This is a genomic window from Marinobacter daqiaonensis (assembly GCF_900115285.1).
GTDB lineage: Bacteria > Pseudomonadota > Gammaproteobacteria > Pseudomonadales > Oleiphilaceae > Marinobacter > Marinobacter daqiaonensis.
The window spans coordinates 1-21,600 of the sequence record NZ_FOYW01000002.1; the positions used below are offsets into that span (position 1 = coordinate 1).

The window sequence follows — 21,600 nt, forward strand, 5'->3', positions numbered from 1 at the left end:
ATCCACAGGAATGCCCTCCTCGCGGGCAGGCCCGCTCCTACACTGGATCGGTAACCCCACAGGACGTCTCCCGAACCCTGCAGCCACAAAAAAGCCCCGATACCTTCCGGCATCAGGGCTCTAAGAAGGGCTGCTATGTCTTTCAGTCCCTGAGCCCACCAAAACGCCGGTAGAACCCCTCGTTGGGGCCAGGTAGCGGGCCGGACGCGTTCTCCAGGGTCTCGTCGAGCCACTCCTCAGCGCGGCCATAGATCTGCCTGTAGAGGTTCCGGCATAACTGCCTGGCTCCGCGGCCCTCCCAGTCACCCGGTAGCAGGGCGTCCGGCAGTTGGGGATCCCGAAGCAGAATCTTGCGGTACTCGTGAATCAACAGGGTTCTGGCAATCAGGCAGTCCTCCGGTGAGAGGGTGTCTTCGTCCTTCAGCTCCTGCCACAGTGGCCGGAATTGGTTAAGGAATCGCCGGTAGCGCCCCCCCAGTTCGTCGAGATTCCAGCTCTCCCGGACTTCCCGTCGCATGGCCCGTGAGCTCAGGGGTTCGACCGGATGGGTCTGCATGACAATAGTGTCGTCAAACGCTTCCCATTCCTGCAATAGCTGGAGCAATTCCTCCCGACGGATTCTCGGGTGAATCATTACGCCCTGTCCTATACTTCCAAAACTCAGCCATTTCAGTTCTTCACGAACCCGGCGCCGAACGTCACCGTCGAGCTGGGTCAGAAGGACGAGTGTCCAGCTTCCGGTCCATTCCCAGCCGGTCATGTCGTACACGTGCTTGAAGGCCTGCTCGAACCGGCGAAGTCCGGGGCCGGTGAGGCTGTAATAACTGCAGCGTCCGATTTTTTCAGCCTGCAGCCAGTTCTCTTTTACCAGGCGATACACCGAGGTGCGTACCAGGCGTTCGTTAATCCCTACGGGTTCAAGCAGACGCGCGAGGCTGCCGAGCCACACGGTGCCGCCCCTGGGGACGATGGCGTCGCCATACAGAGTGATGATCAGAGACCCGGCTCGTATTGGCCGTTTTTTCTGGAACTCGCTGACAAGTTGGTCGAGCTGTTTTTTGGCGGACATAGGCAAGCTGTTGGGGTTAGAGGAGGCTATAAAAAATGGTGTTCTTATTATCCCTGTCTGATGGTCCGACGTAAAACAACCATTTATCAATTCCTGGTTTCGACATTCGGTCAAACCGGTTGACAGGAAGAATACGATACAATACTTTTGCATGTAAGTCTTGATATGTGTCAGGTGGCTTAGGGAGGAAAGACGTCGGCAACGCGCCGATCGCCTGATAGCACCGAGCGGAGGAATGTGTTTCGGGACACCTCTGGGACTTCGAGTTGCGGAAAGTGAATCATAACTGTGTGCGTCACTTCCGTATTTGGTAACAAAAACAATTGAGAGCAGACCTTGCTCCAAACCTGGGAGAACTACCATGGCCAAGAAAAGCCTCATGCGTCGTGTCGGTGTGCTTGCAGCGACACTGACCACCAGCCTGCTTGTCTCCGCGCAAGCTGCAGAACCCATCAAGATCGGTTCGTTCCTGTCGGTCACCGGCCCGGCCTCCTTCCTGGGGGATCCGGAGCTCAAGACCCTTGAAATGTATGTCGAGAAGATCAACGAGGACGGCGGTGTGCTCGGTCGCCAGCTGGAACTCATTCACTATGATGATGTTGGCAACGCCTCAAGCGCCCGTAATTTCGCCGGTCGTCTGATTCGTTCCGATCAGGTTGATATCATTGTTGGTGGCAGCACCACGGGGGCCACCATGGCTGCGGTTCCGCTGGTCGAACAGGCTGGCATGCCGTTTATTTCCCTGGCGGGTGCTGTGACCATTGTCGACCCCGTCAAGAAGTGGGTCTTCAAGACGCCTCAGTCTGACCGCATGGCCGCCGAGCGTATCCTCTGGGATATGAAGCGCCGGGGCTTCGATAAGATTGGTCTGATCTCCGGTACCGGTGGCTTCGGCGCATCCGGCAGGAAGCAGACCCTGGCAGTGGCCGAAGAATACGGCATCGAAGTGGTTGCAGATGAGACCTACAGCCCGTCCGATTCCGACATGACCGCGCAGCTCACCAACATCCGTAACACCGATGGTGTGGACGCGGTGCTGAACTTCGGTTTTGGCCAGGGCCCGGCGATCGTCACCAAGAACTATGCGGCTCTGGATATCCAACTGCCGTTCTATCAGTCACATGGTGTTGCCTCAGATTCCTTCCTGGAATTGGCGGGTGGCGCGGCCGAAGGGCTCCGCCTGCCGGCTTCTCCGCTGCTGGTCCCGGAGTCACTGCCTGAAGGTGATCCCCAGAAGCCTGTAGTTCAGGCTTACAAGGAAGCCTATGAGGCTCATTGGGACTCCAGCGTTTCCACGTTTGGTGGCTACGCCTACGACGGCCTGATGCTGGCTGTGCAGGCTATTGAAGCTGCAGGCAGCACCGACAAGGAAGCTGTTCGCGAAGAACTCGAAAACATCATGGGTTATGTGGGCGTTACCGGTATCTATAACATGGGACCGGATGACCACAACGGCCTGACCCCTGAATCTTTCCGCATCCTTGAAGTCCAGGGCGGCGACTGGGTGCTGGTCGAGTAATACCCTGACCAATCCTCTGCTCCCGGTGCCTGCACTCGCAGTCACCGGGAGTGCCTGACGGTATCTTCCTATGTTCTCAGAATTCCTTCAGTACCTGTTTACTGGTATCACCATTGGTGCGACCTACGCGCTGGTGGCCCTTGGTTTTACCATCATCTATAACGCCAGCCATGTGATCAACTTCGCTCAGGGCGAGTTTCTGATGATTGGTGGTATGGGAACCGTGGCTTTTATGGGCCTGGGAATTCCCATGTTTTTCGCTATTGTTCTGGCGGTTCTGCTGGCCTGCCTGGTGGGCATTGCCCTGCAACGGCTTGCCATTGCTCCTGCCAAGAACGCCGACGTTGTGACTCTGATCATCATTACGATTGGCGCTTCCATTTTTATCCGTGGTATCGCCCAGGTCGTCTGGGGCAAGGATTACCACGTGGTTCCGTCCTTCAGCGGCGACGAACCGATCCGGCTCGGTGGCGCAGTGCTCAATACCCAGAGCATGTGGGTCCTGAGTATCGGTACGGTCCTGGTGGTTGCGCTGATCCTGTTTTTTACCCGCACGCTCATCGGACGGGCAATTCTTGGCACCTCCATGAACAAGCTGGCTGCCCAGCTGGTCGGGGTAAAAACCCAGATGGTGCTGATGCTGGCTTTTGGTCTGTCGGCTCTGCTGGGGTCGGTGGCAGGCGTGACCGTCGCCCCTATTACGTTTACCGCCTATGACATTGGCATCCTGCTGGCGCTGAAAGGCTTCGTGGCGGCTGCACTGGGTGGTCTCGGAAGCGGGCTTGGTGCCGTGGTCGGTGGAATCCTGCTTGGTGTTGTCGAAGCGATGACCGCCGGATACATCTCTTCCGAGTATAAGGACGCGGTGGCATTCTCGATGATTCTCCTGGTCCTGTTCTTTATGCCCCGTGGTCTGTTCGGTGCCCGAACCGTGGAGCGTGTCTGATGTTTGAACGTTTCTTGAACTGGCGAATGAACTACGTGGTGGTCCTCGCCGTCATTGTATTTGCGATACCTCTGGTGATGGAGAACCCATTCTACTACGACATGGCAACCCAGATTGCCATCATCGCCGCCACCGTGGTCGGGCTGAACCTGCTGGTGGGCTATGCCGGTCAGATCAGCCTGGGGCATGCGGGCTTCTATGGAATCGGGGCCTATTTCAGTGCCATTGCCACGACCACCTACGGCTGGCCGCCACTTCTGGCGATGATTGTCGCAGCTGCGGTGGTGGGTCTTGTTGCCTACATCGTGGGGCGCCCGATCCTCAAGCTGAAGGGGCATTACCTGTCCATGGCAACCCTGGCGGTGGGTTTCATCATTGCCATTATCATCAACAACGAAGGCCAGATGACCGGCGGTCCCGATGGAATGCCGGTGGCGCCCTTCAGTCTGTTTGGGTGGGAGCTGAGCTCTTTCGGGCTTTATTCTTTCTTTGGCATGGCAGTGCCGGGGCATGTCGCCTGGTATCTGGTCATGGCGGTGATACTGCTGATTGCGGTGATCCTGGCCCAGAACATCATTGATTCGCCTCTTGGCCGGGCCCTGCGTTCGATCCATGGATCCGAGATCGCCGCGCGGACCGTTGGCGTCGATACTGCCCGCTACAAGAGCCTGGTGTTTGTGATTTCCGCCATCTATGCGAGCGTGATGGGCAGCATATTCGCCCACTTCAGTGGCTTCATCACCCCTGCCATCGCCAGCTTTGATTATTCCATTGTCCTGATCACCATGGTGGTCCTCGGCGGCATGGCCTCGCCCATGGGGGTTATCCTCGGAGCCGTTGCCCTCAAGCTGCTGCCCCAATTTCTGGCGGGCTTTCAGGAATACGAAACGGCGGTGTTCGGTTTCATCCTGATGGCGACCATGATCTTCATGCCCAAGGGTTTCTACCCCACAGCGGTGAATTTTGTACGTGGCAAACTTCGGAAGTCCGGGGGTGAGGCATGACGGCCATGATCGATGTTAAAGGCCTGGACAAGGTGTTTGGCGGTGTTCACGCCATTGAGGGTCTCGAGTTCTCGGTGGACCAGGGGCAGGTGTATTCGGTAATCGGCCCCAATGGCGCGGGCAAGACCACGCTGTTCAATCTGATCACCGGCTTCTACACCCCGACCCGGGGGGAGATTACCCTGAATGGGGAAAGTGTCGTGGGGATGGATCCGAACCGCCTGGCCGAGCGTGGCATGTGCCGCACCTTCCAGCAAATGCAGATATGCATGAATATGACGGCATTGGAAAACGTCATGCTCGGACGTCATCTGAAGATCCGCAGCGGGCTTCTTTCGTCAATGTTCCGCTTGCCGGCGCTTTACCGTGAGGAGAGAGCCTGTCGGGAACGGTCCAAGGAACTGATGGAGTTCGTGGGCTGCGGCAACTACATCAATACCGATGCTTCGGCCATGTCCTACGGTGCTCTGAAGCGCCTGGAAATTGCCCGTGCCCTGGCCGCGGACCCGAAAATTCTGCTTCTGGATGAACCCGCCGCTGGCCTTAACGCTACCGAAACCGCTGAGCTGGAAGAGTTGATTCGCAAGGTGGCGGATGAGGGCGTAACGGTCATGCTGGTTGAGCACGACATGAAGCTGGTGATGGGTATTTCCGACAGGCTGCTGGTGATCAACTACGGGCGCAAGCTGGCCGAGGGTACACCTGAGGAAATCCGCAACAATCCGGATGTCATTGCTGCCTACCTGGGCGGCTGAGTGTAAGGGCACGTATTATGAGTGAGCAAAACCAGAAAGCGGTGCCTGCCCGGTCGCGCGGCGAACAGGCAGTGAGCATCATCATCCGTGAACATCAGGGTCTGTGGCGGGTGCTTGATCTGCTCGACCTTCTTCAGCAGGACATGAACGTCAATGACCAGCGCCCGGACGAGGTGCTGTTCAATACGATATTTGATTACATCCAGCATTTCTCCAACCGGGTGCACAGCCAGCCCACGGAAATCGTGCTGTATCGTCTGCTCCGGGAGAAATCTCCGGAGACAGCTGAGTTGCTGGACAAGCTCGAACGGGGTTACGTGATCGGGCACCAGAAAATCAATGAACTGCGGGAGTTGCTGGCAGCCTGTACCAGAAATTGGCCCAACGGCCGGGAAGAGTTCAGTCATGCCCTGAGCCGTTTCACCCAGGCGCTGCGCAAGCACATCAAGAAAGAGGAAGGCGTGGTGATCCCCCGCGCCAAGGAAGTTCTCAATGAGGAGGACTGGGGCAAGATCGTGGAAGCCCGGGATCAGCAGAACGATCCCCTGTTTGGTGATCGCGTCCGCGAGGAGTTCCGGGAGTTGCGACACCAGATCGTCAGTTACACGCCGGAACGTTTTGGTGGTCTGGGGCTAAGTCATCCGACCAGTCGTCCTGAGACCGGCAGGGAAATGCTATCTATTGAGGGGCTGGTGTCCTCCTATGGCCAGATCGAGGTATTGCACGACGTCAGTCTGCGTATCAATTCCGGCGAGATCGTATCCCTGGTGGGGGCCAACGGGGCGGGCAAGTCGACCCTGCTGATGGCCATTTCGGGTCTGCAGCCGCTCGACAAGGGGCAGATGACCTTCGAGGGTAAGGACCTGAACAGGATGGCGGTGGACAAACGGGTGTCCAATGGCATCGTCCAGGTGCCGGAAGGGCGTCAGGTATTCAAGGATCTGACCGTCTATGACAACCTGCGGCTGGGCGCCTACACCCGTAAGCAGGGCCCTGAGGTTCAGTCTGACCTGCAGAAGGTATTCTCGAAGTTTCCGATCCTTGAGCAGAAGCGTGAGAACCTCGCTGGTGAGCTGTCCGGCGGTCAGCAGCAGATGCTGGCCATTGGCCGGGCCCTGATGGCCAAGCCCCGGCTGTTGTTGCTGGACGAGCCCAGTATGGGGCTGGCACCTCTGATTGTGGAGGAGATCTTCGGCATTATCCGTGAGCTCAAGGAGGAGGGTATTACGGTATTCCTCGTTGAGCAGAATGCGTCCCAGGCGCTGGCTCTGGCCGATCGCGGTTATGTGCTGGAGACTGGCCGTGTGGTGCTTGAGGGTACCGGGCGGGAGCTGCTCAGTAACGAGAAGGTTCGGGAGGCTTACCTGGGCATGTAATTGCCTGGAAATGCTGGTCTCCTCATAAATAAGCCGGACTGGCATTAACCAGTCCGGCTTTTTTGTTGGTGCTCGCCCGTTCTTGATGGGCTTACCCCGGCCTTTCCTCCGCTAGGAAGAGGCCGGGGTAAGGACTTACTGCCGCTTTGCAACCAGGGTCAGAATGTCGTAGCTGGCCACCAGCTCGTCTTCCTGGTTGGTTACTTCCACGTCCCACATCACCACGCCCTGGGGATGGCCCTCGGGTGAGGTCCGGCCCTGGTCGATCTTGCGCTTGCAGGTCAGGCGGGCTCGGATGGTGTCACCAGGGGCGACCGGGGTGATGAAGCGCAGGGTGTCCAGGCCGTAGTTGGCCAGGACGGGGCCCTCACCCGGGTAGACGAACAGGCCGGCAGCGGCGGACAGCACGAAATAGCCGTGGGCGATGCGCTGGCCGAACTGGGTCTTGCGGGCGGCGATGTCGTCGAAGTGCATGTAGAAGTGGTCGCCAGAGAGACAGCCGAAGTTGACGATGTCCGCTTCGGTGACGGTGCGGCGGTGAGTCAGCAGGGACTCCCCGACCTGGAGGTCGTCGAAGTGACGACGGAAGGGATGGACGTCGTTCTCGATGACCTTGGCACCACGGACGTACTCCCGGGTTACCGCGGCTACCATGGTCGGGGAGCCCTGAATGGCGGTGCGCTGCAGGTAGTGGTGAACCGCACGGATACCGCCGAGCTCTTCGCCGCCGCCAGCCCGACCCGGGCCGCCGTGCTTGAGCATGGGCAGTGGAGAGCCGTGCCCCGTGGATTCCTTGGATGCCTCGGCGTCCAGGATCTGGAGGCGACCATGCTGGGCGGCCAGCACCGGGATCATTTGCGCCGCGATGGCGGGATCCTTTGTGGTCAGGGTGGTTACCAGGCTGCCCTTGCCCTTGGCCGCAATGGTCAGGGCCTCTTCAATGCCGTTGTAGGGCATGAGAGTGGCTACCGGGCCAAAGGCCTCAATGTCATGGGCGCCACCATCCTTGAGTGGATCGCGGCTGACCAGCAGATGCGGAGCGATGAAGGCGCCATTTTCCACCCCTTGACCCACGGGCTTGAAGCTGCCGTCCTTGCCGAAGACGCACTCACTGGTCTCCAGCAGACGGTCGATGGCTTCGTTGACGTCCCGAAGCTGGTCGGCGGATGACAGGGCGCCCATGCGGACACCTTCCTCTTTCGGGTCACCGGCGGTGATCCTGGAGAGGCGCTCCTTGATCTTGTCTGTCAGTGCATCCAGATGGTCAGCCGGCACCAGTACCCGGCGGATCGCGGTACATTTCTGGCCGGCCTTGGCAGTCATTTCCTTGACCACTTCCTTGGCGAAGATGTCGAATTCCTCGTCTTCCGGGGTGACGTCCGGGGCCATGATAGCGCTGTTGAGGGAGTCGGCCTCGGCATTGAAGGGGATGCTCCGTGCCATGATGTTGGGGTGGCCCTTCAGCTTGAGGGCGGTATTGGCGGAACCGGTGAAAGTGACAAAGTCCTGCTCTTCCAGGCGGTCCAGCAGGTCGCCGGTACCACCAATGATCAGCTGCAGTGCGCCTTCAGGCAGCAGGCCGGAGTCATTGATGACCCGCACCGCGGCTTCCGTCACGTAGCTGGTGGCAGTGGCCGGCTTGACGATACAGGGCATACCTGCAAGGAAGGCGGGCGCGAACTTCTCCAGCATTCCCCAGATCGGGAAGTTGAAGGCGTTGATATGGACGCACACACCACGGCGCGGTACCAGGATATGGGTGCCGTTAAAGTGGTTGTTCTTGCCAAGCTGAGCCACAGGGCCTTCGTGGGCCACGTTGCCGGATGGCAGTTCCTTGCGGCCGGTGGAGGCGTAGGTAAAGAGGGTGCCAAAACCGCCGTCGATGTCGATCCAGGAATCCGGCCGGGTGCAGCCGGTGTGGTGCGAAATCTCGTACAGCTCTTCCTTGCGCCCCTGGATGTAGATGGCCAGCTCCTTGAGGATGGCGGCACGCTGCTGGAAATCCAGGGCGAGCAGGCTTTTTACACCGGTATTGCGGCCGTATTCGACAGCCTGGGCAAAATCGATGGTTTCCTCATGGGTATGGGCAATGGTTTCGCCATTGATGGCGCTTGGCAGGGCCTTGGCCGCGGTTTCGCCAAACCACTGGCCGGCAATGTAACTCTGAAGGACTGGCATTGAAGGTCTCCCGGTAAAAAGTTGTTATAGGATGGTACTCTGGATGAACAAAGCCGGCCTCCCGGGCCGGCTTTGTCATCTTTCGTGCAGGTTTTTGGTCAGACTTCGTCGAAATCGAGCACGACCTTTTCGCTGACGGGGTAGCATTGGCAGGAAAGCACGTAACCTGCCTCCACCTCGTAATCTTCAAGGGCATAGTTGGCGTCCATTTCCACGTCGCCCTCAACCACCTTGGCCTTGCAGGTGGAGCACACGCCGGCCTTGCAGGAATACGGCAGGTCGGCGCCTATTTCGTTGCCGGCATCGAGGATGCTCTTGGTGTTCCGGGTGAGATCAAAGGTGAGCGCACGGCCGTCCGCTCTCACGGTGATCTCGCTGATTGCGTCCGGATCAACGCTGGTGTCGCTGCGTTCTTCGCGGGGAGCCGGGGCACCACCCACTGGCGTAAAGAGCTCGTAATGCACTTTGGACTTGTCCATGCCGTGATTGAGCAGTGAGTCCCGGACGGTTTCGGTCATGATCTGCGGGCCGCAGATGAAGGCCGCTGTCAGGCTGTCCACATTCACCCAGTGATCGAACAGGGCATTGCACTTGTCACTGTCGATACGACCGTTGTAGAGATCGATGTCCTGCTCTTCGCGGCTGAATACGAACACCAGATTGAAGCGCCCGATGAAGCGGTTTTTCAGGTCTTCGAGTTGCTCACGGAACATGGTGGTGACAGTGGAACGGTTGCCGTAGAACAAAGTGACCTTACTCTTGGGCTCCGTTTCCAGCGTGGTCTTGATGATGGACAGGATGGGTGTAATGCCACTGCCGGCCGCCACCACCAGGTAATCGCCTTCCCGCTCGGGGTCCAGATCGACAGAAAAATGGCCCTGGGGGGGCATTACATCCAGGGTCTGACCCGGCTCGAGCTGTTCATTGGCGAGAGTGGAGAAACGACCACCCGGTACCTTTTTGATGGCAATGCGCAACTCCTTGTCTCCCACCCCGGTACAGATGGAATAGGAGCGGCGGACTTCCTCGCCGTCAATCTTGGTACGCAGGACCAGATGCTGGCCCTGTTGGTACTGAAACTTGTCTTCCAGGTCTTCCGGCAGATCAAAACACAGGGATACAGCGTCCTGGGTTTCCGGCCGGACTTCGCGAATAGTGAGAGGATAGAACTTGCTCATAATCGTTCTTCTCTAGATACATTTGAAGTAGTCAAAGGGCTCGTGGCAATCGAGACACCGGTACAAAGCCTTGCAGGCGGTAGAGCCGAACTCGCTGACCCTCTGGGTATCTTCGCTGCCACAAATCGGGCAGATGACGGTTTCGTCCATACCGGTAAGGCTCAGTTTGCTGGCGCTGCCCTGGGGTGGCGCGATGCCGAATTCCCGGAGTTTTTCGCGGCCTGTGTCGGTAATCCAGTCTGTGGTCCAGGCGGGAGTCAAGACCCGCCGGATGCGGCCGTTACGAACTCCGGCCAGCTGCAGTGCTTCCACAATGGATTGCTCGATCATCTCGGTTGCCGGGCAGCCGGAGTAGGTGGGGGTAACATCCACCACCCACTCGCCATCTTCCTCAGCGATCCGGCGCACAATACCCAGCTCCACGACGCTGACCGCAGGCACTTCCGGATCCTTGACCTCGTCGAGCAGGGTCCAGAGTTCCTCTTCCGTGATCGGCTTGGTGCGGTCACGGGCGGGAATGCGGTCGCTGGCGATCACTGGCTGGTCTACCAACAGTGATCGCGGTTCGGGTTTACCAGGTTTTTGCATCCGGATATGCCCTCGGCAGGAACTGCATCTCGGCCAGGATGAAGCCCAGATGCTCGGTGTGATGACCCTCTTTGGCGCCCCGGTACATCCACGCGCCTTCCGGCGGCGGCGTCAGAGTTGCTTCAGTGAGCACTTCATTGACCAGGCCTTTCCAGTCGGCGACCAGTTGCTCAGGGTCCGGGCCGATGCCTGCCTCGAACATCTGGCGCTCGACCTCATCGGCCTCGATCATGTCACCGGTGAAGCGCCAGAGGTCGTCCACGGCTGCCTGCATGCGCTCATGACTCTCCTCTGTGCCGTCGCCAAGGCGCCTGACCCACTCGGAGGAACGACGCAGGTGATACTGGGATTCCTTGGTGGCCTTGGCGGCGATGCTGGCGATCCGCTCGTCCGGTGCTTTGGTCAGCGCCTGGAGTGTGAAGTAGTGCCAGGCATCGAAGAAAAACTGGCGAGCCATGGTGACGGCATAGTCGCCATTTGGCTGCTCCACCATAAGGGCATTGCGGTAATACTGGGCATCCCGCCTGAAGGCAAGATCATCCGCACTACGGCCGTCGTCCAGCAGTTCAGCGGCGTACTCATACCAGTTACGTGCCTGGCCCACCAGGTCCAGCGCCACGTTCATCAATGCCATTTCTTCTTCGAGGGCAGGTGCCTTGCCGCAAAGCTCGCACAGGCGCTGACCCAGGATCATGTCGCTGTCTGCCAGGCGCAGCAGGTATTCCTGAAGCGCCTCGTTCTGTGTGATGTCGTTACTCATGCCAATCTCCCTTACATGTGGCCGACTTCGTCGGGCAGCTTGTAGAAAGAGGCGTGGCGATAAATCTTGTCGTCGGACGGATCGAACAGCACTTCCTTCTCATCCGGAGAGGAGGCGGTGATGGCGGAGGAAGGAACGACCCAGATAGACACGCCTTCACTGCGACGGGTATAAAGATCGCGGGCGTTCTCCATGGCCATTTCGGAGTCAGCGGCGTGAACGCTGCCGACGTGCTTGTGATTGAGGCCATGCTTGCTGCGAACGAACACTTCGTAAAGAGGCCAGTCAGCCATAATTTCTCTCCTATCAGGCAGCGTTTTGCTGTTTTTGTTGCTGTTTCTCGGCGTAGGCTTTGGCAGCCTCGCGTACCCAGGCGCCACCGTTGATGGCATTCTTGCGAGTTTCGATGCGTTCCTTGTTGCAGGGGCCGTTGCCCTTCAGCACCTCGTAGAACTCCTGCCAGTCGATCTCACCGAAATCGTAATGGCCGCGTTCGTCGTTCCATTTCAGGTCCGGATCCGGGGCAGTGCAGCCCAGGAATTCGAGCTGGGGAACGGTCTGATCAATGAACATCTGACGCAGTTCGTCGTTGCTCTTGCGCTTGATCTTCCAGGCCATCGACTGCTGGGAGTTCGGTGAATCCGCGTCAGACGGGCCAAACATCATCAAAGCCGGCCACCAGAAGCGGTTGATGGAATCCTGCACCATCTGCTTCTGCTCCTCGGTACCCTCGCGCATCATGTCCAGCAGGATCTGGTAGCCCTGACGCTGGTGGAAGCTCTCTTCCTTACAGATGCGGATCATGGCCCGGGAATAGGGGCCGTAGGAGGTGCGCTGCAGAACCACCTGGTTGACGATGGCCGCGCCATCCACCAGCCAGCCAACGGTACCCATGTCAGCCCAGCTCAAAGTGGGGTAGTTGAAGATCGAGGAATACTTCACCTTGCCCTCGTGCAGCTTGTCGATCTCCTCGTCCCGGTCAGCGCCCAGGGTTTCCATGGCGCTGTACAGATACAGGCCATGGCCGGCCTCGTCCTGGATCTTTGCCATCAACTGCAGCTTGCGCTTGAGAGTGGGGGCGCGAGTGACCCAGTTGCCTTCCGGCAGCATGCCAACCACTTCCGAGTGGGCATGCTGGGACATCTGGCGGACCAGGGTCTTGCGATACCCCTCCGGCATCCAGTTCTTGGCTTCGATCTTGGTTTCCGCGTCAACCTTCATCTGGAATTCGCGTTCCTCGGGAGACATCTCCTCAAGGGTCTTCAGACGCTTGGCGCCGGTTTCTACGAGTTGTGCGTACATGGTGTACCTCCGGTTAATAGGTTCTTGTTCCCGGGCGGGTGTCATCCTCTCGGGTGGCACCGTAATTCATCCTTCTCCCCACAAGACCTGCTGGACTATGACTCAATTATTTATGATACCTTGGCAAATATCAAGGGTACGTTTTCTGTATCACGTTCATTCTAAGACCGTATGGGAATAACCAGTATTTGCTCAATTCCTAAGGGCCTAAGTTGCTTTATGGGGCGGATATTGTCCCTGTTGATGCTCTCAAGACGTCATGATACGAAGATCGCCGGAAAAACGGATTTATTGATTCCTGAGTGGCTCTGAAACAAAAAAGCCCCGTCTTTCAACGGGGCAAGCGGTTTGAACACCTGACGTCTACTCTCCGAGCGACCAGAGATTACTTGCGCCTGTCAAAGACGCGTTTGGCCTTGCCTTCCGAGCGTGCCAGCCGGCCCGGTTCGGTGACCTGGACGCGGGTGCTGATGCCGATAAAGGATTTGATGTTGTGGGCGAGCGTCTTGGCCGCCTTGTCGCGCCCCGCTTCATCCAGGCTGCCACTTTCCGGCTTCAGTTCGGCGCGAATGTCCACGCAGTCCAGGTTGCCGTCCTTGAAAACCTCGATTTCATAATGCGGTGACAGCTCGCTGACCCGAAGGATCTGCTCCTCGATCTGGCTCGGGAATACGTTCACACCCCGTACAATCAGCATGTCGTCGCTACGGCCAGTGATCTTGTCGATCCGGCGCATGGGGCGGGCGGTACCCGGCAGCAGGCGGGTCAGGTCGCGGGTACGGTAACGAAGGATCGGCAGGCCCTCCTTGGTCAGCGAGGTGAATACCAGCTCGCCGTATTCGCCGTCCGGGAGCACGTCGCCGGTCTCCGGGTTGATGATTTCCGGATAGAAGTGGTCTTCCCAGATGGTGGGGCCATCTTTTGTCTCGATACATTCCATGCCCACGCCGGGCCCCATCACTTCGGACAGCCCGTAGATGTCCAGCGCATCGATGCCCAGGCGCTCCTCGATCTCCTCTCGCATGGCGTTGGTCCAGGGCTCGGCCCCGAAAATACCGAGGCGCAGCGGGAGCTCATGGGGGTTGATGCCCTGGCGCTCGATCTCGTCCGCCAGGTTCAGCATATAGGACGGCGTAACCATGATGATGTCTGGCTGGAAGTCTTTCAGCAACTGGACCTGTTTCTCGGTCTGGCCGCCGGACATAGGGATGACGGTGCAGCCCAGTTTCTCGGCACCATAATGGGCGCCCAGGCCGCCAGTGAACAGGCCATAGCCATAAGCAACATGAACCTTGTCTCCGGCATGGCCGCCGCCTGCACGGATGGAGCGTGCGACAACGTTTGCCCAGACATCGATGTCGTTCTGGGTGTAACCCACGACGGTGGGCTTGCCGGTGGTGCCGCTGGAAGCATGTATCCGGACAATCTGTTCCATCGGCGTGGCGAACATGCCGAAAGGATAGTTGTCCCGCAGGTCGTTCTTCATGGTGAAGGGGACCTTGGCCAGATCCTCCAGGCTATTGACGTCCATCGGCTTGAGCCCGATGCTGTCAAAGGCGTTCCGGTAGAACGGGACGTTGGTGTAGGCGTGGTTGATGCTCCAGCGGAGGCGCTGTAACTGGACGTGGCGTAGCTCGTCGACGCTAGCGGTTTCCAGGTGATCAAGGGGGCCGATTTTCTGCATGGGTAAAGTCATGATGGTTTCCTGAATCTGATCTTATTGGTGTCTTGTCGGGTTCGCGGAGGCCGCTTCACTGAGGCTCGTCGACCTGGCGAACGCTACCCTGGACCTGGTAGGACTTGCCCCTGAAGAGGGCGACGGTCCGGCCATCCTGATTGGTGATCTCGATGTCGTAGACGCCGGTGCGCTTCCCTCTGGCCCGTTCGCTGGCCTTCGCGGTCAGCAGGTCTCCTTCGTGGCCCGCCGCCATGTATTCAATGCTACAGCCGGAGGCGACGGTGGCCTTATCGTAGGTATTACAGGCGAAGGCAAAGGCTGAGTCAGCGAGTGTAAAAAGGTAACCGCCGTGGCAATTGCCATGGCCCTGGATCATCCGGCTGTCCACCCTCATGGTCAGTGTGGCGGTGCCCGGTCCGATCTCAATGATCTCCATGCCCAGATTCTGGCTGGCCTGATCGCGGCTGAACATGGCCTCGGCGCACTGCCGTGCCAGGGTATTGGGGTCGGGTTGGGTCATTGCTGTGGCTCCCCGGTTAATGCCTGAAGGGCCCACTCTGATGGACCCCGCTGATCTGTTTCTGTTTGTGGACTGGAAAACAGTTACCGCTAGCGTCCCTTGAACCGGGGCTGGCGTTTTTCCATGAAGGCGGAAACGCCTTCGCGATAGTCTTCGCTCTGGCCGGCCTTGCGTTGAAGATCCCGTTCAAGGTCCAGTTGCTCATCCCAGCTGTTGGTCGTGCTGGCATGCAGGGCCTGTTTGATCAGTGCCAGTCCGGCCGTGGGCTGGGCGGCGAGGTGCCTTGCCAGCTTGCTGGTTTCGTCCTGCAGGACTTCGTCCCCGACACAGCGCCAGATAAGGCCCCAGCTTTCCGCCTGCTCGGCGCTGAGCTTTTCGCCCAGCAGAGCCATGCCCTTGGCCCGTGCCATGCCCGCCAGGCGGGGCAGTATCCAGGTGCCGCCGGAGTCGGGTACCAGGCCAAGCTTGCAGAAAGCCTGGACGAAGTTGGCTGAGCGGGCAGCCAGAACGATGTCGCAGCTCAGGGCAATGTTGGCTCCAGCACCGGCCGCCACACCGTTTACTGCGCAGACAACCGGAATCGGCAGATCCTTCAGGGTGCGAATCAGGGGGTTGTACCAGGTCTCAATGGAGTGGCCGAGGTCCGGGGCATCGGCACCCGGTGCCACGTTGCGATCGCCAAGGTCCTGGCCCGCGCAGAATCCGCGTCCGGCTCCGGTGAGTACCAGTACCCGCACCGAGTCGTCTGAGCGGACCTTTTCCAGTGCATCCCGCAGCGCTTCGTGCATCTCGGTATTGAAACTGTTGAGACTCTGGGGGCGATTCAGGGTGATGTTTGCCACGCCCTGGTCGATCTCGAGCAGAATGCTGTTTTCAGGCATCACAGGCTCCGGTTGTTGTTATGACTGTTGGCTGGCCAATAAACCAGCAGTAGGCCTCTCAGTATAGTCACTAATTGACACTCGTCAATAATTTGAAAATCTGATTGTGTATCGCTTTTAGTCTTAAAGGTCTTCCTTGATAATTATCTGGAATAAGCTTTTCCCGGTTTTAATGGCCTTAAAAACAAGGGAGTATGTCGGTTGTTGGAGCGGGAGCCGGGTCTTCTGTCGCTAGCAATGCGACACGGAAAAATGACTTTGGAAAGTTGTGATGTGGCTGTTTACGTTCCCTGCAGTGTCGAGGGCGGGTAACAGAAACGATGGCAGGACTGCTATACTTCATGATCTTCCGCGTTTCCCCTGTTGGTTGTCTGGCCCTTGTCCGGCCCGTGACTGGAGTCGATCATGTCCAAAGAACATCTCTTTATTTTTGATACCACTCTGCGCGATGGTGAGCAGAGCCCGGGTGCGACCATGTCCAAGGCGGAAAAGCTCCGCATCGCAAAGGCTCTGGAGAAGTTGCGTGTGGATGTGATCGAAGCCGGTTTTGCCATTGCCAGTCAGGGTGATTTCGAGGCCGTCAAAGGCATTGCGGAGAACGTCCGGGAGTCAACCATCTGCAGCCTGGCCCGGGCCCTTGACGCCGACATCGATCGCGCGGCGGAAGCCATAAGGCCCGCTGAGCGGCCCCGGATTCACACCTTTATTGCCACCTCACCGATCCACATGAAGCACAAGCTGATGATGGCGCCGGACGAGGTGGTCGAGCAGGCCGTGCGGGCCGTCAAGCGCGCCCGAAACCATGTGGATGATGTCGAGTTCTCCTGTGAGGATGCCGGTCGCTCCGAGCTGGATTTCCTGTGCCGGATCATTGAGGCGGCCATTGACGCGGGTGCCGGAACCATCAACATTCCGGACACCGTGGGCTATGCCATTCCCGAGCAGTTTGGTGAAACCATCAGTCAGATCATGAATCGGGTGCCCAACGCCGACAAGGCGGTATTCTCCGTCCATTGCCACAACGATCTCGGTCTTGCTGTGGCCAACTCTCTGGCAGCGGTCAAGGCCGGGGCCCGGCAAGTGGAGTGCACCATCAACGGTCTTGGGGAGCGGGCGGGCAATGCCTCGCTGGAGGAAATCGTCATGGCCGTGCGGACCCGTCAGGATCTGTTCGAGGTGGATACCCGGATCGATACGCGACACATTGTGCCGGCGTCGCGCCTGGTCTCCACCATTACCGGCTTTCCGGTGCAGCCCAACAAGGCCATCGTTGGCGCCAACGCCTTTGCCCATGAGTCCGGCATTCATCAGGATGGTGTCCTGAAGCACCGGGAAACCTATGAAATCATGCAGGCTCAGGATGTGGGCTGGCACACCAACAGCCTGGTGCTGGGCAAGCATTCCGGCCGCAATGCCTTCCGAACCCGCCTGCTGGAACTGGGTATCCAGTTCGAAACTGAAACGGAACTGAATGAGGCCTTCACGCGCTTCAAGGCGCTGGCGGACCTGAAACACGAGATTTTCGACGAGGACCTGCAGGCAATCGCCAGCGACACACGCCAGAAAGAAGAAGAGGGGCGGTACTCCCTGGTGTGCATGCAGGTCTCCTCGGAAACCGGTGTGATCCCCCGGGCCAGTCTGACGCTGATGATGGATGGTCGGGAGCACAAGGTGGAAGCCGAGGGCAGTGGTCCGGTGGATGCCACCTTCAAGGCCATCGAGTCACTGGTGGATTCGGGCTGCAACCTCCAGCTGTACTCCGTCAACGCCATTACCAGCGGAACGGATGCTCAGGGCGAGGTAACGGTCCGCCTTGAACGGGGCGGCCGTATAGTCAATGGGGTAGGGGCGGACACCGACATCATCATTGCGTCCGCCAAGGCCTATATCGAGGCGTTGAATCTGATCACCCGCGGTGCTGTGCGCCGGCACCCCCAGGGTGCCGACGTCTGAGGCCGGAGTGGATCAGCGAGGCCAGCAGAATGAATGAAGCGCAGCGTCAGTTTGCAATGGGGTTCGCCGGGGTGCGGCTCTGGTATGCCCGCGGGCCCCTGCCGGGTGCGGCGCCCAGTCCGGAGTTCGACTTTCCGGCTCCCGACGTGCCGGCATCAGTGGAGGCGGCTGCCGAGCCCTCGGCGGCACCTCACGGCTCCGGGGGAGACAAGAGTCATAGAGGGCTGCGTCGGATTCAGGGTCTGCTGGCGGAAACACGGCGTGAACCCGCACGCGCTTTGGCACCGCCTGAGCCGGAAATCCCGGTTGCGCCCGTAACGGCCGCCGCACCGGCCGAGACGCCACGGGAGCCGGAGCCGGAGTCTCAGGCGGGCCCCGACGCTGTCACCCGGGCATCCCTGGCGGGGGAGGTGGTGGCCTTCCACTGGCGTTTCTGGGTAGGGCGAAACTGGGTGCTCGTGAGCAACCGGTCTGAAAGTGCCAGCCGAGGTCTGGAAGACAACCTCGCAGCCAGTATCCTCAGGGCGCTGGAGGATGGGCTCGAATTCAGTGAGGAGGTTCGCTGGCCGGTGTTCACCAATCCGGCGGTTCCTGGAAATGATGCCGCAGGAGCGGCGGATGTACTGGCCGCTGTTGCCGACTCCCTTGCTGGCCGTAACGTGGTCGCCCTGGGTCTGGTGCCGGACGGTGCGGAGCGAGCATCGGTTCTGCAGGCGCTGACGGGGCACCTGGGTACCGCCGCCGTGTCATTTCCGCGGACCCTGGCTGCACTGGCATCCGATCCGGTCGCCAAACGGGACTTGTGGGGCGCCCTGAAGGCGGCAGCGAAGAAATGACCAGCGGCACAGACCTGGCGAAAGCCCGGGAGGTCCTTTCTGGCGGGATTCGGCCACTGACCCTCCAGGATCTGCCCGAGGTCCTCGACATTGAGCGACAGGGCTATGCCCGGCCATGGACCCAGGGTGTGTTTCTCGACTGTTTCAGGTCCGGTTATGTCGCATTGGGTATCGAGCAGAGTGATCGGCTTGGAGGCTATGGCATACTGGCGCTGATGTATGACGAGGCGCACTTGCTCAACCTGTGTATCCGGCCGGCCTGTCGCGGCCGGGGACTGGCCCGGACGCTGGTGCGGGAGCTGGTGGCACAGGCGGAGCAGAGCGCGATGGCGCGGATCATTCTCGAAGTCCGGGTCAGCAACCAGTCGGCAAGGCGGCTCTACGAGTCCGAGGGCTTTGAGCTGATCGGCGAGCGGCACGGCTACTATCCGGACGTGCGGGGGCGTGAGAACGCGCTGGTCATGGCTCTGGGGCTGTCGGCACCCGCAGACCCCACCGCCTGAAGCGTTTGTATCCCGCGGCCCGATCAGCGAAAATGCGCAGCCTTTGATCCCCGGGCCGGCTCCGCGCCTTTCGGCTACCGATCCTGAATTTTCCAGTCAACGCAAGTGTGAGGCTATGTCCGACAGTAAAATTGCCAGCGAAGTGTCCAACCGGCGCACCTTTGCGATTATCTCGCACCCCGATGCCGGTAAGACCACCATCACCGAAAAAGTGCTGCTTTTCGGGCAGGCTATTCAGAAAGCGGGTACCGTCAAGGGCAAGAAGTCCGGCCAGCATGCGAAATCCGACTGGATGGAAATGGAGAAGGAGCGTGGCATTTCCGTGACCACCTCGGTCATGCAGTTCCCCTACGGTGGCCGCCTGGTGAACCTGCTCGACACGCCGGGCCACGAGGATTTCTCGGAGGACACCTACCGGACGCTGACGGCGGTGGACTCCTGCCTGATGGTGATTGACGCCGCCAAGGGCGTCGAGGAACGGACCATCAAGCTGATGGAGGTCACCCGCCTTAGGGATACCCCTATCCTCACCTTCATGAACAAGCTGGACCGGGATACCCGTGACCCGGTGGAGCTGATGGACGAAGTTGAGGACGTGCTCAAGATCGCCTGCGCGCCCATTACCTGGCCAATCGGGATGGGAAAGAGTTTCAAGGGCGTTTACCACCTGCTGCGGGACGAGGTCGTCCTCTATCACACCGGGCAGGGCCACACCATCCAGGAGAAAAGGGTGGTGTCTGGCCTGGACAACCCCGAGCTGGACACAGTTCTGGGCGCCTACGCAGCGGAGTTGCGGGATGAAATCGAGCTGGTTAAGGGCGCGTCCAACGAATTCGATCGCGAGATGTTCCTGGCGGGTCAGCTGACGCCGGTTTTTTTCGGCACCGCCCTGGGCAACTTCGGCGTCGATCACATGCTGGACGGTCTGGTGGAGTGGGCGCCCACGCCCCTGCCGCGGGAAACCGACACCCGCACCGTAATGCCCACCGAGGAAAGCTTCTCGGGCTTCGTTTTCAAGATCCAGGCCAATATGGACCCGCAGCACCGTGACCGGATCGCGTTCCTGCGTATCGTCTCGGGTAATTATACCCAGGGAATGAAGGCCCGCCATGTCAGGATCGGCAAAGAAGTTCGCTTTCCGGAGGCGCTCACCTTCATGGCGGGGGACCGGGAGCATGCCGGTGAGGCCTTCGCCGGTGATATTATCGGGCTCCACAATCACGGCACCATTCAGCTGGGGGACACCTTTACCGCTGGCGAGGATATGAAGTTCACGGGCATCCCCAACTTCGCCCCGGAGCTGTTCCGTCGCATCCGGCTCAAGGATCCCCTCAAGACCAAGCAGTTGCAGAAGGGGCTGATACAGTTGTCCGAGGAGGGGGCGGTCCAGGTGTTCCGGCCCCTGCGGAACAATGATCTGATCGTTGGTGCCGTCGGTGTGCTTCAGTTCGATGTGGTGGTCAGCCGACTAAAGAGCGAATACAAGGTTGAAGCGGTCTACGAGCCCATCAATGTTGCCACGGCCCGCTGGGTGACCTGTGCCGATGCCAAAAAGCTGGATGAGTTCGAGCGCAAGGCCAACGACTACCTGGCACTGGATGGTGCCGACCGCCTGGCCTATATTGCCCCTACCATGGTGAATTTGCAGCTGGCCCAGGAACGGTACCCGGATGTCGAGTTCCACAAGACCCGGGAGCACTGAGTCGGCGCATCGCGAACGGGAGCGCAGGCATGAATCTGGTGGATGCCCACTGTCATTTCGATTTTCCGGCCTTCGAGGGTCGCCGCGCCGAGGTCTGGGCGCGGGCGCAGGAGGAGGGGGTGCGCCGGCTGGTGATTCCGGGGGTACGGCAGTCCGACTGGGATCGGGTGAGGTCGGTCGCTGAAGAATCGGATGCTTGGTGGTACTGCCTGGGAATACACCCCTGGTTTGTCGACGAGCATGGCGAGCAGGATCTGGACCGATTAAGGGAAGAGCTGGCGCAAGCCGGTTCCCGCTGTGTCGGGCTGGGGGAGTGTGGTCTCGACCGGGTCCAGGGCGACCTGGATGCCCAGATGCCCTGGTTCGAGGATCAGGTGGCGCTGGCGGGAGAGTTGGAGGTGCCGCTGGTGATCCACTCCGTGAGAACCCACGATGAGGTGGCAGCGGTGCTGAGGCGCAAGCCGCCCTCAGCGCCCGTACTGGTTCATGGTTTCTCGGGCAGTTACCAGCAGGCCCGGGCGTTGATCGATCTCGGTTGTTATCTGGGCATCGGCGGCGTCATTACCCACGACCGGGCTCGCAAGACCCGGGATACGGTGGCCCGCCTGCCGTCGGATCGCCTGGTGCTGGAAACGGATGCGCCGGATATGCCCCCCGCGGGTGTCCGCAAAGGTGGCAACGAGCCGGCCACGCTTCGGCAAGTACTGACCTGCCTGGCCGAACTTCGGTCTGAAGCGGCAGAGGCGCTGGCGGAACAGTTGGAGCGCAATGTGGCCGAGCTTTACGGATGGCAGCGCTGAGTATTTCATGAGCGAAAAACTTGGATTCGGGCGATGGGTCATATATACTCCG

The 21,600-nt window shown here is 59.5% G+C and carries 20 protein-coding genes and 1 pseudogene; 11 read left to right on the plus strand and 10 right to left on the minus strand.

Translation table 11 applies throughout. The features are described 5' to 3' along the window. Positions 1 to 142: 142 nt before the first annotated feature. On the minus strand, positions 143 to 1,069 hold the full coding sequence (gene paaX, locus BM346_RS12710) for a phenylacetic acid degradation operon negative regulatory protein PaaX (RefSeq protein ID WP_092013714.1): 927 nt from the start codon (positions 1,067 to 1,069) through the stop codon (positions 143 to 145). Positions 1,070 to 1,430: 361 nt separating this feature from the next. Between paaX and BM346_RS12715 the strand changes: the two genes are divergently transcribed. The 6 genes and pseudogenes from BM346_RS12715 to BM346_RS18295 all read left to right on the plus strand — a co-directional run bounded on the left by BM346_RS12715 (position 1,431) and on the right by BM346_RS18295 (position 6,669). Further along, positions 1,431 to 2,588, plus strand: a complete 1,158-nt coding sequence (locus BM346_RS12715; RefSeq protein ID WP_092013717.1) for an ABC transporter substrate-binding protein — start codon at positions 1,431 to 1,433, stop codon at positions 2,586 to 2,588. Between the two features lie 70 nt (positions 2,589 to 2,658). Beyond that, positions 2,659 to 3,534 carry a branched-chain amino acid ABC transporter permease gene (locus tag BM346_RS12720; RefSeq protein ID WP_092013720.1) on the plus strand — a complete coding sequence of 292 codons (876 nt, stop codon included), beginning with the start codon at positions 2,659 to 2,661 and terminating at the stop codon, positions 3,532 to 3,534. Continuing rightward, positions 3,534 to 4,538, plus strand: coding sequence for a branched-chain amino acid ABC transporter permease (locus BM346_RS12725; protein WP_092013723.1), 1,005 nt, complete (start codon positions 3,534 to 3,536; stop codon positions 4,536 to 4,538). Before BM346_RS12720 ends, BM346_RS12725 begins: the two co-directional genes overlap by 1 nt. Beyond that, complete coding sequence (locus BM346_RS12730) at positions 4,535 to 5,293, plus strand: ABC transporter ATP-binding protein (protein ID WP_092013726.1); 759 nt, start codon at positions 4,535 to 4,537, stop codon at positions 5,291 to 5,293. The genes BM346_RS12725 and BM346_RS12730 overlap by 4 nt, the downstream gene beginning before the upstream one ends. Before the next feature lie 17 nt (positions 5,294 to 5,310). Beyond that, a pseudogene (locus BM346_RS18290) lies at positions 5,311 to 5,760 on the plus strand (hemerythrin domain-containing protein); the annotation flags it as partial. Positions 5,761 to 5,964: 204 nt separating this feature from the next. Next, positions 5,965 to 6,669 carry an ABC transporter ATP-binding protein gene (locus BM346_RS18295; protein ID WP_227663027.1) on the plus strand — a complete coding sequence of 235 codons (705 nt, stop codon included), beginning with the start codon at positions 5,965 to 5,967 and terminating at the stop codon, positions 6,667 to 6,669. 135 nt (positions 6,670 to 6,804) lie between these two features. Here BM346_RS18295 and paaZ read toward each other — a convergent pair whose 3' ends face one another. The 9 genes from paaZ to paaG all read right to left on the minus strand — a co-directional run bounded on the left by paaZ (position 6,805) and on the right by paaG (position 15,754). Then, positions 6,805 to 8,847, minus strand: a complete 2,043-nt coding sequence (gene paaZ, locus BM346_RS12740; RefSeq protein ID WP_092013731.1) for a phenylacetic acid degradation bifunctional protein PaaZ — start codon at positions 8,845 to 8,847, stop codon at positions 6,805 to 6,807. A 98-nt stretch (positions 8,848 to 8,945) separates the two neighbouring features. Then, complete coding sequence (paaE, locus tag BM346_RS12745) at positions 8,946 to 10,025, minus strand: 1,2-phenylacetyl-CoA epoxidase subunit PaaE (RefSeq protein ID WP_092013734.1); 1,080 nt, start codon at positions 10,023 to 10,025, stop codon at positions 8,946 to 8,948. A gap of 12 nt (positions 10,026 to 10,037) precedes the next feature. After that, positions 10,038 to 10,613: a 1,2-phenylacetyl-CoA epoxidase subunit PaaD gene (paaD, locus tag BM346_RS12750; protein ID WP_092013737.1), complete on the minus strand. Its 576-nt coding sequence runs from the start codon at positions 10,611 to 10,613 to the stop codon at positions 10,038 to 10,040. Next, on the minus strand, positions 10,597 to 11,361 hold the full coding sequence (gene paaC, locus BM346_RS12755) for a 1,2-phenylacetyl-CoA epoxidase subunit PaaC (RefSeq protein WP_092014973.1): 765 nt from the start codon (positions 11,359 to 11,361) through the stop codon (positions 10,597 to 10,599). Before paaC ends, paaD begins: the two co-directional genes overlap by 17 nt. A gap of 23 nt (positions 11,362 to 11,384) precedes the next feature. Beyond that, positions 11,385 to 11,666 carry a 1,2-phenylacetyl-CoA epoxidase subunit PaaB gene (gene paaB, locus BM346_RS12760; protein ID WP_092013740.1) on the minus strand — a complete coding sequence of 94 codons (282 nt, stop codon included), beginning with the start codon at positions 11,664 to 11,666 and terminating at the stop codon, positions 11,385 to 11,387. A 13-nt stretch (positions 11,667 to 11,679) separates the two neighbouring features. After that, the gene (gene paaA, locus BM346_RS12765) at positions 11,680 to 12,675 is read right to left on the minus strand and encodes a 1,2-phenylacetyl-CoA epoxidase subunit PaaA (protein WP_092013743.1); all 996 of its coding nucleotides are present in this window, start codon (positions 12,673 to 12,675) and stop codon (positions 11,680 to 11,682) included. A gap of 385 nt (positions 12,676 to 13,060) precedes the next feature. Beyond that, a complete protein-coding gene (gene paaK / locus BM346_RS12770) occupies positions 13,061 to 14,371 on the minus strand; it encodes a phenylacetate--CoA ligase PaaK (protein ID WP_092013746.1) in 1,311 nt (436 codons plus the stop codon). A 55-nt stretch (positions 14,372 to 14,426) separates the two neighbouring features. Beyond that, positions 14,427 to 14,873 carry a hydroxyphenylacetyl-CoA thioesterase PaaI gene (gene paaI, locus BM346_RS12775; RefSeq protein WP_092013748.1) on the minus strand — a complete coding sequence of 149 codons (447 nt, stop codon included), beginning with the start codon at positions 14,871 to 14,873 and terminating at the stop codon, positions 14,427 to 14,429. Between the two features lie 89 nt (positions 14,874 to 14,962). Then, positions 14,963 to 15,754 (minus strand): 2-(1,2-epoxy-1,2-dihydrophenyl)acetyl-CoA isomerase PaaG, encoded by a 792-nt coding sequence (gene paaG / locus BM346_RS12780; protein WP_092013751.1) that lies wholly within the window; start codon positions 15,752 to 15,754, stop codon positions 14,963 to 14,965. 405 nt (positions 15,755 to 16,159) lie between these two features. Here paaG and BM346_RS12785 point away from each other — a divergent pair, with 405 nt between their 5' ends. From BM346_RS12785 to BM346_RS12805, 5 genes are all read left to right on the plus strand, one after another. Continuing rightward, positions 16,160 to 17,707 (plus strand): 2-isopropylmalate synthase, encoded by a 1,548-nt coding sequence (locus BM346_RS12785; RefSeq protein WP_406812909.1) that lies wholly within the window; start codon positions 16,160 to 16,162, stop codon positions 17,705 to 17,707. Positions 17,708 to 17,736: 29 nt separating this feature from the next. Then, positions 17,737 to 18,543, plus strand: a complete 807-nt coding sequence (locus BM346_RS12790; protein ID WP_092013757.1) for a hypothetical protein — start codon at positions 17,737 to 17,739, stop codon at positions 18,541 to 18,543. Beyond that, entirely contained in the window at positions 18,540 to 19,046 is a 507-nt protein-coding gene (rimI, locus tag BM346_RS12795) for a ribosomal protein S18-alanine N-acetyltransferase (RefSeq protein ID WP_092013760.1), read from the plus strand. Before BM346_RS12790 ends, rimI begins: the two co-directional genes overlap by 4 nt. A 115-nt stretch (positions 19,047 to 19,161) precedes the next feature. Continuing rightward, entirely contained in the window at positions 19,162 to 20,748 is a 1,587-nt protein-coding gene (prfC, locus tag BM346_RS12800; protein WP_092013763.1) for a peptide chain release factor 3, read from the plus strand. 29 nt (positions 20,749 to 20,777) lie between these two features. Beyond that, positions 20,778 to 21,548 carry a TatD family hydrolase gene (locus tag BM346_RS12805; RefSeq protein WP_092013766.1) on the plus strand — a complete coding sequence of 257 codons (771 nt, stop codon included), beginning with the start codon at positions 20,778 to 20,780 and terminating at the stop codon, positions 21,546 to 21,548. Positions 21,549 to 21,600: the final 52 nt, after the last annotated feature.